We start from the raw sequence: 13104 nt of genomic DNA on the forward strand, positions 1-13104 counted from the left end.
ACTTGTTTTAATAGTAATTCGAGTAAGTCATGTGAGAGCCTTAACTTACATCCTTAGTAATACGTTAAATCCATTTTTATAGTTCATATAACAGTAAATTATTCAGAAGCTTATGGGAATTGTTTCGTTGGTGAATGAATCAGTGATGCTTCATTGCCGCGCGATATTGAGTCGGTGTTACCTGCTTATAGGATTTAAACTGGCGATTGAAGTTAGCTTGGTTGTCGTAACCCACCTTCTCTAGAATCAAGCTGATGGGTAGTGATGTATTGAGCAACAAATCACACGCTACGTTCAACCTAATTTTCTTTAACCGTTGGCTAAAACTCTCATTGTAGTGCTTTTGAAATAGCCGCCTAACACTACTCTCACTGATATAGAGATGCTTGGCTAAATCGTTAACTGAGATATCACGAATAAAGTTGTTCACCAAGAAGGCTTCAACCTTGTCCAACTTATCGCTGACTTCATCTTCATCATCCGATTTAAAGACAGGGTTTATCAACTGCACCACTTCTTGATCCTCAAGCAAAAGCGCAAACAGAGAGAACAAGGTCAGCAGTTGTTGATGTGGCGACTGGTCCATCACCTTATTCAACAGTTCCGTCGCTTTTTCTGCGGTAACAGGCGAAAACTGCAGCCCTTTCTTTGAATCCTCTAGCAAAGCACGCAGCGGTTCGAGCTCGCGGCAACACGTGATTAATTGCTCTATCCAGTCTTTGCGAAACCAAACCACGTGGGTTTCGCATATTCGCGAGTCGTCTGCACCCTCTTCTGAATAGATAGCATGAGGTAAATCTGGGCCAACCAAAATCATGTGGTTATGAAACACATCGCTTTGGTGATGCCCAATAAAGCTGTGCCCTGCAAAGTGACGATGTATCGCTATCTCGTACTCTTCATGTCTATGCCAACCGTAGCTTTTACTGTTCTCGACAATTTTCTTATAGCGCCATGATGTGCCAATTCGTTGTGGCACTTTTTCCAAGTAACCCTTCATTACGATGCTCAGTGACTTTTTAATATTGAAAGTATACGCATCAAACCATTTAAATGAGCACATTGACTGAAAAGTATTGAACATTTCGCTAACGATACTCATCCGGTGGTCACCGTTAAATATACTGCAGGTGAACTTAATCAGGAGAGCAACTATGGACACTTTATTATTAAAAATCCGCGCTATGATTCTTGCCACACGTCAGCAGTGGATCGGAGAGATCACCTACAACCACAATATTAAGGGTGATCACACTTGGAAACTCTATGGCTATACCTCTTATGACGAATACAAAAAAGATCTGCGTAAAAGCCTAAGACAAGAGTCGTAATTAAAAAGCTCATTCAAACGACAGCTTGTTGATTAAACGCAGTTTTTATTTGTCATTCATGTAGAGTTTCACACTGGCCACTCGCTTTCTATACTTATTAAACAGTGGAACATGGAATACATAAGAATGAACAACAAGCTCACTTTACCGCGCACTGCATGGATCGCTTTACTCACTAGTTTAGGCGCTGTTTCACCCGTATTTGGACAAGACAACACCGTTGTGCAACAGAAAACAGCTGCCCAAAGCCAAACTGCTGATCAAATCTTTATTAATGCCGATATCTACGGGCATCGTGAATCTGACTCGATCGTTACCCACAACGGCAAGATCATCTTCATTGGTGAGCACTCGCAAGCGAAAGCTTTTCAAGGGCAGAATACCGATGTCATCGACTTAGAAAATGCCTTTGTTCTTCCGGGCTTCATTGATAATCATAACCATGTTTTCGAAGCCGCCTCTGAACTGGGTGGCAATTGTGAACTGGATTCTGAAGCCATACTAGAAGAACAAATCCCCTACTTAGAAGCGTGTAAGATCAATGCTGATACCGGTAGCAGAGGTTGGCTAATGGGTTACGGTTTTTCTCTGGAATCGACTCTCGACAGCGATTCTGAATACACACCACTAGAGATCATTGACAGTGTCTTCCCAAACCGCCCCGTGGTCATCATGGAGCAAACCTCGCATTCGATGTGGGTCAACTCTAAAGCACTGAAAATCGCACGAATCAGCCAACAATCTCCAGACCCACAAGGCGGTGCCTATTTAAAAGATCCTGATAGCGGAAAGCTTAACGGCATCTTATTAGATAACGCTGGCAACCAAATCATGGAGATGGCGTGGAACAGTCAAAGCGAGCTCTTTGAACAGAGCTACCAAGGCTTAATGTACGGTCTTGAAGAAGCGGCCGCGCACGGCATTACCACCATTGGTGACGGGCGAATGTACTGGAAACGCGGTTGGTATGACGTTTGGCTAGAAGCAGAGCAAAACCAAGATTTAACAGCTCGCGTATCTTTGCGCCCTTGGGTTTACCCATCAATGGCGATCCCGTCTCAGCTCGAAGTATTCGAAAAGATGTATTCCGATGATAAAAGCCGTCTGCTACTGGTCGATCAGGTAAAAATGTACAGCGATGGCATCTTCATTAATGGCACAGCAAAAACCCTCGCGCCCTACTTGGATACTTACTTGCCACAGTCACCGAACGGCTTGAACTACATTCTACCAACACAGATGAAAGAGTGGCTCAGCGCACTCGATAAAATCGGCTTTAGCGCGCACATTCATGCGATTGGTGACGGCGCCGTTCGTGAATCCCTTGATGCAATCGAAAGCGTGCGTCAACAAGGCTCACAAAAGCCATACACGTTAACCCACGTTGAATTAATCAATGATGAAGATGTTCCCCGCTTCAAGCAGCTCAATGTCTCGGCAGATTTCCAAGTCGGGTCTGATTACGTAGCAAGGCATCAACACCAATGGGCGGAAGCTTTCCTAGGCGCTCGCCGAGCCAAAGCCATGATGAACCTAGACGCGATACTCAAAACCGACGCCAATATCACCTTAAGTAGTGACTGGAACGTACACGACATCAACCCTTTGGTCGGCATCGCGAACAGCTTAATCATGGGTAAAACCGGCCTAACCGATATCTACACCGCTATCGACGCTTACACCCTCAACGCAGCCAAGAGCCTTGGAATTGAAGACGTAACTGGCTCTATTGAAGTGGGTAAGTCTGCAGACTTCGCCATTCTTGATAAAGATATCACCACCTTGTCAGCAAGAGGTATCGCCAAGACTCAGGTGCTGATGACGGTGTTGCGAGGGGATGTGGTTTACGAAAAATAGAACCAACAAACACGTCGAATTGGTTATCACCACACAAACGAAAACGAGCCAGCTTATTCAGCTGGCTCGTCTGTTATTCACATATGTATTTTAGTTCTGTTACGCGTTGGGCTCTTTTAGTGCTTTCTCATTTGATTCTTGCTTTTCATCCAGAGCAAAGTAGATTTTTGATACAATCACTTCAGCAACCAGAATCGTAAATACCACAGCGAAGAACGCTACCACACCGCCCCAAGGGCCTGTGAAGCTCACCTTGTCACCGAACATAAGGTTTATCGCTTCTAGCATGACGAATTTTGAGCCAACAAGAATAATGTATGTCGACAGCGCTCGATACACCTTAGGTGCCGTTCCAGATTTCTGTTTGAAGTAATCCGCTACCTTGTGTTCTAAGCCAATAGAGAGCTTCAACAATAACTGCAGTAACAACGCCGCTATCAAAGAAATAGTGAAAGATTCAATGTTGACGAAGTCCCAGTACTCATCGAAAAAGTTAAGCACTACTAAGTCCACCAGCACGGCTAACGTGTAACCTACAAATAGACGTTGTGGTGTGTTGAACCCGTAAACTTTATCTGATTTAGTCATTCTGTCTCTCTCTAATTTGTTAAGTAGCCTTGATTTGAAATACATCTTAGCGTTCGAATCGAAGCAAAACTTACCATTTCATGACACCACTCAAAATCATTCACAACATAAATAAATCTCTTTATGGTATCACTGTTGTATAAACGACAATGACACCTCGATGGAGTTTAAGCGTACTTAAGCAGTGATCGACTTAATTGAAATCTTGCGTCCAATAAGACACCTTCGACGAGTCAGACTTACTGGTTTTAGAGCCGATCCCCATCTTTGTGTGCGCGCTGTTCATAATATTTTGACAGTGCCCTTGATGACCTGCCCAACTATTAAGACCTGCATTGTTAACTTTGCCATCCGTGCGTGGGCTTGTATAACCAAAAATAGGGATGACCACCGAGTTCGATGAAAGGACAAACGCATTCTGACCTGAACTGTTCACAACAAAGTGACCTTGAGCGTCTCTTTGATACTGCTCGTCTGAATTTAGCTGGGCATTACTGGCGGTGTTGTTGTCCCAAGCGACAGGGGCTACTGGAGGGTAATCTCCACTCGCGAATGATGAACCAAATGCATCACAATAGCGCTGTGTCGATCTTGCACAGTTTGTCGAAATAACCGATTGATACTTAATGCTGTCTTGGTTTAGATCATCTGGAATATTCACAATTCGGCACCATCTTTCATCGGCAACACCTTGGCCAGGCATGCCCCACACTGAGCCATTCAATATTTGATTTTTATCGAGCAATGCGAAATCTATCAGAGTATCGCTAGTAAGCTGACCTAAATCCAAATTGATATTTCCTGATGAAGCATCTAACTCAAAGATTGATGCCCCGGCTTCCTTGGCTGCTGCATTAATTTTGTCACGTTGTAATAACGCCCAAGAATCACCAAGCCGATCTTCGGACTGCTGTTCATATGCCTTAGCGATAAATTCGTAAGTCGGTAATTCGGCTTCAACACCACTCTCGTCTTTACTCACGACGCTACCAACAGTTTCAAATTCCAAAGAACTGTCGATGACAGCATTGTTAAATACATACGTTCCAAGGTGCTCACTAGAACAAGAGTTGCTATTCATATCGTATCGGTATTCTGTAAGCGTTCCATCCACAAGCAATTTATTACTTTGTCTTTGTGCGCTTAACCCAACCGCTTCATAACAATGCCAGTCGTCAACAAAACTGCTTCCATTATCGATAATGATAGTGGGTGCAGAGATAACCACATCCACCTTTTGGGTATCTGAACCTTTAAACGCGGGAAGTTCGTTTTTAACGGTAATAGATGAGTAGTTTCTGATGGGATCCGAGCTATCGACAAAGCCTTCAATTGCAAAGAGCATATTGCTACCGAGCGCTTTAATGTTGGGCTGCTGCGAGGTAGTGTTTGATGAATTATCGGAGTTCCCAAGGCTGCCTGGCGTATTAGAGTTACTAGGGTTATTAGCGCTATCAGAAGTTGTGCTGTCACCTCCAGGTGAACTTTCTCCTCCGCACCCAGACATAGTAATTACAATAAGTACTGCTGCTGACACATGTTGCTTTCTCATAAGTTATTCCTTAACCATACATGAATCTTTGGAATTAGAATGTTGCCTTATGAATCTGGCTTAAACTTCAGGTCAATGTCAGAGCCCAAAAATATTAACATCGAGTTTACAGTTTGGTAGGTATTGTCAAGTAGAGGTTTGGCTAAACGCTTTGTGTATAATTCATGTAATTTAATGATTAGCGTGACGACCAACAAGCAACGCTAGTGCACCTCTTCTCATTAAAATCAGATTCATCTCGCTCCAATTCAACGACCTTTAAAGATCTTGCGATCCTCATTGTTGTATATTATCCGCACTATAAAATTACAGACTGGATAGTCGCTCTGTAAAATAATTGAGTGATATCCATGGACAAGAAGCAACAAGCAATCCAAGCCGCGATTGAATTATTCGCGACACAAGGCTTTGAAAAAACGTCTATCGCACAGGTGTGTGAAACTGCGAAAGTATCGAAAGGTTTAGTTTTTCATCATTTCAAAAACAAAGATGACCTACTAAGAAAAGTGTTTGTTCGCATGGCAGAGATTATTAGCGAAGTCGGCGAAAACTCCGATTTATCGAGTGAAGGAATATCAGCAAAAGAGAGGTTAATTAACCTTATCGAGCACATCTTTTTGTCTATGGCGGATCCGCAACAAAAGCTGTTTTATCAACTTGACTACCAAGTGAAATGTCAACTGTCGTTAAGACTGATATTAAAAGACCTGTTGGACTAACGCTACCAACTGATGATGGATTCTTTTGAAGTTATTCTATGTGACATTCCAAATGCCAACAGTATTGTCGATAGCCACATGTTGATCGCCGATATCGATGGTATCACACTCAGTTACTTGTTCTCGGATTGTGATTACCCGTTAGAACAAATTAAAGAAGGCTTCATAGCTAAGTACTTACTGTTGCTGAATTTATAAGTACCTCGCTTAAAGCTCAATAGAACGTTGTTGGCTATCTAAAGTAACTCTCTATCTAAAGGTATCTATCAGGCACGTTCAGGCTGTTCTGGTAACCTCTAGCTCCTCTCTCAAGTTAAGTTCATCACCCCCTTTAGATTGACGACCGAGGGGAAGAACCTTCTTTGGCGCTGAAGATATAATTGCGCACGAAACGACCGGCATTCTATTCCTCCCCTTTCCACGATCCACAATGAACCGAAGATGCTAATTAAGAGGAGACTCGGAAAGGATTTTTGGGGTAAGGCTAACTCAGAATTGCCCCGAAGTTTGTCACTCTTCCAAACACGTCACAGATAATTAGCTAGTTTTGATTTACAAAAAATAATGTGTGGCAATGACCCCATTTCCTTCATTGACTCGAGAAAGGCTCTCCTATTAAGTCACTCGATTTAGATGAATGACAAACAACGTTTTGCTCATCTCTTAGAAACCAAGAAATCCATTTTCGCTTCGAGTTTAAAACGAAGCCCTCCTCAAAGCTAATTCCATTGATAATCAACCCGTCGATATTTTCATCATACGCTTTAGTGGTGAAACGCCATTCTTCACTATTTATTCGCTTTCCTTGAAGAAGAGCGTCATTGAGGCGTTGGCTCATAACGACGATGGCTAGACCTTCAGTTTCACTGATACCAAAATCTGGCTCAGAGATACGACCGACAGCAACTGGTACCTTTAAAGTGCACTCCTTTCCATCTTGAAGAGTAAATGAGTAGATTGCATCTCCTATTCGACCGTTAAGCCAAAGGAGTTGTCCTTGAGTCATGTTGTCGACAGACAGAGTTCCAAAACCACCTGTGGGAGATATAGTTTCGGCCCAGCTAGATGTTGAAACAAAGACCGATAAAAACAAATGTAGAATGGCTACTTTTTTCATGCTGAAGCCTCCACGTCGAAGTTAGTATTGGTCGATTGAGCTAACAAATATATTAACCAAAACGGTCCTACTATCGGTATGAAAAAGACCAGTACCCAATAACTAGATTTGTTGATATCGTGCAGTCTACGAACAATTACTGAAAGCATAGGGATGAAACTTACAACGCTATAAATCGTGTCGAACCATGTTGTCATATTCATAGCAATATCTGCCGCAATGCATCCCATCGCTACTAATGTGTGTACTAAAAGAAACATCCAACATTCTTTGCGGGACGAACAACCAGAAAAGTCTAAACTTCGCTTCCAAGCTAAAAAATAGTATTTCATAAATGCCACCTCAATATTTGACTGATGGTGATATTTTGCCTCGGAATAAGTGGTGTGTACGTCTCAAAACAGGTTTTAGGTCGTTCTTAAACCTGTTTTGGTCTATATTGCGTTTTCAATTGTATTTCATAGAGTTATCCTTGATATTCACTGAAAGTGAGAACTCATTTATCCATCTAGGACTTGCTATGCTTGCGATACCCGTCCCGTTCGTTGTTTCCATGTTACTTGGATTACTAGCGATATCACTTTATGCCAAGCTTTCCCAGCAGGGTAAAGTCGCTAGCATGTTTTTAGGATTATGTGCCATGACGACCGCAATGGTTGGTTTACGCTGGACATTTGGATTTAGCATTTTCAGCATCGCGCAACCTATTCTGGCCTCCATAATTCCTGTTGCTGCGTGGTATGCGTTTGCACATGCCAATCGTGATTTAGGCACCTTGCCTATTAAGCATTTTGTTGCGCCATTATTCGTCGTAATTAGCGCTGTATCTCAACCTTGGTTGGCACTTCCATTAGATGTACTACTTACTTTAATTTACGCTTGCTATGGAGTGGCACTAATTCGCTTTTCGTCAAGAGAAACAGCACTGATTAATGTCTCGTTAGGGAATTGGGAAGGAGTAAAGAAAGCGGAGAATATTGCGGGATGGATGCTGATATTTTCAGCGTGTGTAGACACGCTCATGTCGTTAGATTTTACTTTTAATCAAGGTGGATTTTCACTGTACATCATTACTGCGGCACATTTGATTCTTCTACCCGTGTTATCGATAGCTGTAGTTGTCGTGGGTATTAATACGCCTGTTTCAGATGAGTTAAAATCTAAACAAATCAGTCACAATGACGAGACAAGCAGTTCCCAGGTAATGACCAGTGAGAGGGCTCACGAGATCACTTCTCTGTTAGACGCCAAAATCCGACAAGACAGACTTTACTTAGACCCTGAGCTAACCCTTTCAAAACTGACACGAAAGTTAGGCATACCAGCAAAAAAAATTTCAATTGCAGTTAATCAGGTACACGAAAAGAATATTTCTAAGATCATAAATGGGTATCGCATAGAACATGCCAAGCACTCCTTGGATACGTCACAAGATACTATTACGCAAATATTCATGAATTCTGGTTTTCAGACCAAGTCTAACTTTAATCGTGAGTTTTCAAGAGTCGTGGGTATGACTCCAAGTGAATACCGTAAAAGTAAAGCTCAGCACCCTAAGTAAGATTCACTATTAATATTGAAGATCTAATAGCTACTTTGCCATACATTTCCTAATCTTTTGAGGTCGAGTTAGAGCTATTACTCTAACAAAATTTTATCCAAAATCCTTCCAACTACAATCGTGATGACCAATCAAAAACGAGGTCATCATGGTGGTTTTCAACAAAACGAAGCGTAGTGGCGTCAAAAAACCTTTTCGGCTTGAGGAAATTTGGCGGATCAGAACCAGATTAGAAATTGAAAATAATTTGATGCAACTTACGTTGCTCAACTTAGCAATTGATAGCAAGCTTAGAGCGAGTGACTTACTCGCTCTAAGAATTTGCGATGTATCTTCGCAAGATAGGATATTTAATCGCGTTAAGCATATCCAACGAAAAACAGACATTGAAGTTCAATTTGAGATAACGTCAAGAACTCAACAAAGCCTAATGAAATGGATTTTGATTGCTTCACTAAGCAGCCGAGATTTTCTTTTTCCAAGCCAAAGACGTGAGCATGAAGCTATAAGCTATAAGCTATTCGTACTATCGCTCTCTAGTTAGGAAATGGGCGTCAAACCTTGGATTAGATCCGAACCTGTATGGCACTCATTCGATGAGACGAACGAAAGCGACACTGGTCTATGCAAAAACTAAAAATATTCGAGCAGTGCAGCTTTTACTGGGACATACAAAGGTAGACAACACGATCCGCTACCTTGGTGTTGAATTAGAAGATGCATTACTACTTTCAGAAGGCACTGATTGTTAGTCGAAATGAACCCTATTTAATAGGGTTCACATTGTCATCGACAAAGTTATGCCCCAAACCTTGTTTCAGGGTTAACTTTCATTATGGCTAGCTACTCGATATGCTATAAATTATCTAATGTCATTGTCGAAGCGAGAAGTAAGCTATGAATAAAAAACGGTTGTCAGAAAAAGAGCTTTTGGAAGGATTAACAAGTCATACTGGACACTCTGATGAACTCGCGACTACAAGTGAACAAGATTGGGGATCTTATTCGGAAGATGTGGATAAAGCGGATAGCGATTTTCTAGTTCAACGAGGTGATATTTTTGACTCTTGCCTAATTGAATTTGAGGAAGATGAACAAGACCGAGAACTAGTTAAGCAAAGAGAAAACTCTCCAGAAATTGACGTTGATATAGAAGATTCTGTGAGCCATTATTTCTGTGTTACAGAATTAATCGACTAAATTAAAAATGCCCCAAGACGTGTTTAGAACGCATGAAACCACCATGAGATTTATTTGTGAAACAGCCTGTTTCCCAATTTGTGCAACAGGCTGCTGCACAAATTATTCTGAATCAAAAATGCCCCTTTGTGAGGTAGCGAGATTTTGAAACGATAGATTTCGTTCTGAGTTTTCCTTGCATCTCCTAATCTCGGGCTGCTGAGCAGTGATGCTCGGAAACTCCCATAAGCGTTCACTTCGTAACAACTCTCGCTCGATCTCACCTCTGCATATCTATGCTAATGCTCATTTATTGGTTTGGATAATAGTAGCAACTTGATTAATGGACTCTTTAGCTGCATGGCTTATGCCTGAGAGCTGAAAAAAGCCGTGAGTTACGCCTAAGTACCTTCTGCACTGAGCTTCAACTCCTGCACCCAGCAACTTGCGATATAGAAGTTCACCTTCATCAACTAAAGGATCGAATTCCGCAGTAAGGATATGAGTTTCTGGAAGACCCGCAAAATCAGCTCGATATAGAGGACTTGCCTCAGGATGCTCTCGCGATACTTCGTTTAAGTACATATCATACCCTGTTACCAAAGTATCTTGGGTAATGATGTAGTGCTTACCATTATCCTCATAGCTTTGACTAGAAGCGGTCGCATCTAACATAGGATAAATAAGAATTTGCTTTGCTGGTTGCCAATCAGAATTTTCTTTCAATCGTAAAGATGTTACGAGACATAAGTGACCTCCTGCGCTATCTCCGACAAGACTTATATTATTTGGGTCACCACCCCACTCAGTACAGTGGTCACGTATAATCAAAGTTGAGTTATATGCATCATCGTGTGCTGCTGGATAAGTATACTCAGGAGCTAATCGGTACTTCACTGCTATGACAATTGCACCAGAAAGATTAGCCAATTTTCTAAGTTGTTGATCATGGGTATCGAACCCGCCACTAACAAAACAACCACCATGAAAATATATTACCACGGGTAGTTTTTCTTCAGCAGACGGTTTATAGATGCGTAGCGTTGCACCGTCAATCTCTACCTCTCTTACTTGATATACAGACTCGCTTTCCCCAGCAAGAGAGACACTGTCCAAATAGCCTTGTCGCCGCTCAGCAATAGACTGATTCCTGACGGAAGGACATCCTGCCTTGATAAAACCTTCGACAAGCTCTTTAATACCCTTCTCCAAACTAAGATTTACCACTAAAGAGGCTCCTGTTATTTATTATGATTAGATTGATATACTGTATATAATTACAGCACCATAGTGCGACTGTCAATTTTAAAAAGACGACTTATCACGTTAGCTATCTCAGAGGGAGGCAGGTTAATCAAATTATGCTTAATAATTGCGTCACTATGCAAAAAGAACCCTGCAAACATCTTCAGTGAGATGATAGGAATTGTCCATTTTCGTGCAAATCGGCTACTGCTTGAAAGTAGTATTCGTTGTGTTTTGGGATACCAAAAGTTATTCAAGGGTAGCTAAATTAGAAGAGTCACTGACTCAGAAATGTCCAGAAACGTTTTTAAAGCTGATCAAACTCTATTGTCCTCCGACAACAATGGCTAGATATAGAGCGAGCATAGGGTCAGATAGAGTTTAAAAGTAGGTAGTGGTTAGGGGGGAGTTGATGATCTTAATTACACATCCCTGTGTAACGTATTCAGAATGTCAACTGGCTTTAAAGCGCTTCATAAATTGACTAAAGCGTGGAATCAGGTTTTGCACAGTCGGCGCATCGGGAATCTCATTTACAAAAATCATAAAGCGCTGTGCTTTACTTTTATCACCTTGAGCAGTCCCTGCTAGTATTGCTTGAGCTAAAATTACATGCTCAGCGGTAACGTCCTTATTCGAAAATTCGTGAATCAACATAGAAAATCCTAATAAGTATAAATACGGATGTAATAATACAATATATCGATGTTTATATCGATAGCTTATGGCATTCATCAATGTCAGATTTGTGTAAAAGCAAGATAGTGATGTGCACCATCAATACTGGACAGTGATCTTAGTGACTTTCCATACTTATGCTAATTCGTGATTTGCTAAGACTTGGTTCTCCGAAACTCATTTCTGTCCAACTCCAATTCAGTCCCAAAACAAAAAGGGATTGGTATCTCTACCAATCCCTTTTCCAAACTATCTGTAACTACAAGCTTTCAATTGCATTTTGAACCGCAGGGCCAATCTGGCGCTTACGTGAAGTGACGCCTTCCAAAGTTAACATATCTCTTGTTGGTTCAGCGTTGAAAGCCGATTTGATGACTTGATAATCGCTTTCGTCTACCCACAATAGGTTAGCTTCTTTGTTCTTGGTGTCTGTGATTGAGAAGAACAGGTGGTCTAAGCCGTTCTCTTCTTTATAAGACTTCATAGCCGCCAAAAGCTCGTCTTTGCGGTCAATCAGTTGTTGAGCGGTTAGTGTTTCAGCAACGCCGATTCCCACCTGTTTGCCACCGTATTTAAAGTTTTTGTAATCCAGCGTCAGAATGGTTTCAGAAGTAAGATGGCTGAGATCCGATTTAGCAATCAACATCTGTTGTCCGAAATCTTCGACATCAGGAATACCTGCAATTTTTGCCAGTTTCTCTGCGTATTCACGATCGTGTTCAGTGGTGGTTGATGATTGGAATACCACAGTATCAGAAAGAATCGCGCCTAAGCCGACACAAGCAAGGTGTTTAGGCAAGGTCACATCAAGCTTTTCAGCGTTGTCAGCCAGAATAGTGGCAGCCGAACCCCAACCTCGAATATCCATCTCGACAATTTGTGGCGTATTAATCGGTGAGCCACCAATCGCATGGTGATCGACCACAGCAACAATAGATGATTGATCGATGGTTGGCGCTAATTGAGTCACTTGGTTAAAGTCCACCAGCCCTACTCGGTATGAAGAGTAATCTGACTCTACTCGTGGTGATTCTGCATTACAGTAGTTCAAGATAAACGTTGATTCAGGGTTGATTGGCTCAGGCACTGTCGCTGTACCACCATAGATATGAGCCGCGAGCATTGCAGACATTACCGTGTCGCTATCTGGGCTAAGGTGCCCCGTCCATACGAGATCTTCACTGTTTTCATTGGCTGATTGTTGCAAGCTAAAAGCAAAACTTGCTGAACTGAAAGACATGATTACGGCGGTAACGACAGGTGTTAGCTTCACGGGT

General features: G+C 41.9%; 12 protein-coding genes and 2 pseudogenes. 6 read left to right on the forward strand and 8 right to left on the reverse strand.

Annotation, left to right across the window (positions count from 1 at the left end; all coding sequences use genetic code 11):
• Positions 1–139 precede the first annotated feature (139 nt).
• Positions 140–1102, reverse strand: coding sequence for an AraC family transcriptional regulator (locus SJY39_RS24970; protein ID WP_016768531.1), 963 nt, complete (start codon positions 1100–1102; stop codon positions 140–142).
• A 52-nt stretch (positions 1103–1154) separates the two neighbouring features.
• Here SJY39_RS24970 and SJY39_RS24975 point away from each other — a divergent pair, with 52 nt between their 5' ends.
• Both SJY39_RS24975 and SJY39_RS24980 read left to right on the forward strand, forming a co-directional pair.
• The gene (locus tag SJY39_RS24975) at positions 1155–1331 is read left to right on the forward strand and encodes a hypothetical protein (RefSeq protein ID WP_016768530.1); all 177 of its coding nucleotides are present in this window, start codon (positions 1155–1157) and stop codon (positions 1329–1331) included.
• A gap of 126 nt (positions 1332–1457) precedes the next feature.
• Positions 1458–3188: an amidohydrolase gene (locus SJY39_RS24980; RefSeq protein WP_016784667.1), complete on the forward strand. Its 1731-nt coding sequence runs from the start codon at positions 1458–1460 to the stop codon at positions 3186–3188.
• A 99-nt stretch (positions 3189–3287) separates the two neighbouring features.
• Here SJY39_RS24980 and SJY39_RS24985 read toward each other — a convergent pair whose 3' ends face one another.
• Both SJY39_RS24985 and SJY39_RS24990 read right to left on the reverse strand, forming a co-directional pair.
• Positions 3288–3776, reverse strand: a complete 489-nt coding sequence (locus tag SJY39_RS24985; RefSeq protein ID WP_010439759.1) for a hypothetical protein — start codon at positions 3774–3776, stop codon at positions 3288–3290.
• A gap of 193 nt (positions 3777–3969) precedes the next feature.
• Positions 3970–5328 carry a CAP domain-containing protein gene (locus SJY39_RS24990; RefSeq protein WP_016786964.1) on the reverse strand — a complete coding sequence of 453 codons (1359 nt, stop codon included), beginning with the start codon at positions 5326–5328 and terminating at the stop codon, positions 3970–3972.
• Positions 5329–5759: 431 nt separating this feature from the next.
• On the opposite strand from SJY39_RS24990, the pseudogene SJY39_RS24995 reads away from it, so the two are divergent.
• A pseudogene (locus SJY39_RS24995) lies at positions 5760–6245 on the forward strand (TetR/AcrR family transcriptional regulator).
• A 391-nt stretch (positions 6246–6636) separates the two neighbouring features.
• Here the strand turns inward: SJY39_RS24995 and SJY39_RS25000 are convergent.
• Both SJY39_RS25000 and SJY39_RS25005 read right to left on the reverse strand, forming a co-directional pair.
• Positions 6637–7164: a hypothetical protein gene (locus SJY39_RS25000; RefSeq protein ID WP_016769326.1), complete on the reverse strand. Its 528-nt coding sequence runs from the start codon at positions 7162–7164 to the stop codon at positions 6637–6639.
• Complete coding sequence (locus tag SJY39_RS25005) at positions 7161–7496, reverse strand: DUF805 domain-containing protein (RefSeq protein WP_029189200.1); 336 nt, start codon at positions 7494–7496, stop codon at positions 7161–7163. The genes SJY39_RS25000 and SJY39_RS25005 overlap by 4 nt, the downstream gene beginning before the upstream one ends.
• A 188-nt stretch (positions 7497–7684) precedes the next feature.
• Here SJY39_RS25005 and SJY39_RS25010 point away from each other — a divergent pair, with 188 nt between their 5' ends.
• The 3 genes and pseudogenes from SJY39_RS25010 to SJY39_RS25020 all read left to right on the forward strand — a co-directional run bounded on the left by SJY39_RS25010 (position 7685) and on the right by SJY39_RS25020 (position 9925).
• The gene (locus tag SJY39_RS25010) at positions 7685–8725 is read left to right on the forward strand and encodes an AraC family transcriptional regulator (protein ID WP_016769325.1); all 1041 of its coding nucleotides are present in this window, start codon (positions 7685–7687) and stop codon (positions 8723–8725) included.
• Positions 8726–8873: 148 nt separating this feature from the next.
• A pseudogene (locus SJY39_RS25015) lies at positions 8874–9477 on the forward strand (tyrosine-type recombinase/integrase).
• 145 nt (positions 9478–9622) lie between these two features.
• Entirely contained in the window at positions 9623–9925 is a 303-nt protein-coding gene (locus tag SJY39_RS25020) for a hypothetical protein (RefSeq protein ID WP_390242995.1), read from the forward strand.
• A gap of 285 nt (positions 9926–10210) precedes the next feature.
• On the opposite strand, the gene SJY39_RS25025 is transcribed toward SJY39_RS25020, so the two are convergent.
• The 3 genes from SJY39_RS25025 to SJY39_RS25035 form a co-directional block, all read right to left on the reverse strand.
• Positions 10211–11131 (reverse strand): alpha/beta hydrolase, encoded by a 921-nt coding sequence (locus SJY39_RS25025; RefSeq protein WP_102451449.1) that lies wholly within the window; start codon positions 11129–11131, stop codon positions 10211–10213.
• 471 nt (positions 11132–11602) lie between these two features.
• Positions 11603–11806: a hypothetical protein gene (locus SJY39_RS25030; RefSeq protein WP_004736343.1), complete on the reverse strand. Its 204-nt coding sequence runs from the start codon at positions 11804–11806 to the stop codon at positions 11603–11605.
• Positions 11807–12086: 280 nt separating this feature from the next.
• A complete protein-coding gene (locus SJY39_RS25035; RefSeq protein ID WP_016786075.1) occupies positions 12087–13100 on the reverse strand; it encodes a manganese-dependent inorganic pyrophosphatase in 1014 nt (337 codons plus the stop codon).
• Positions 13101–13104 lie beyond the last annotated feature (4 nt).

This window comes from Vibrio sp. R78045 (assembly GCF_042466085.1).
In the GTDB taxonomy this organism is placed as follows: Bacteria; Pseudomonadota; Gammaproteobacteria; order Enterobacterales; family Vibrionaceae; genus Vibrio; species Vibrio cyclitrophicus.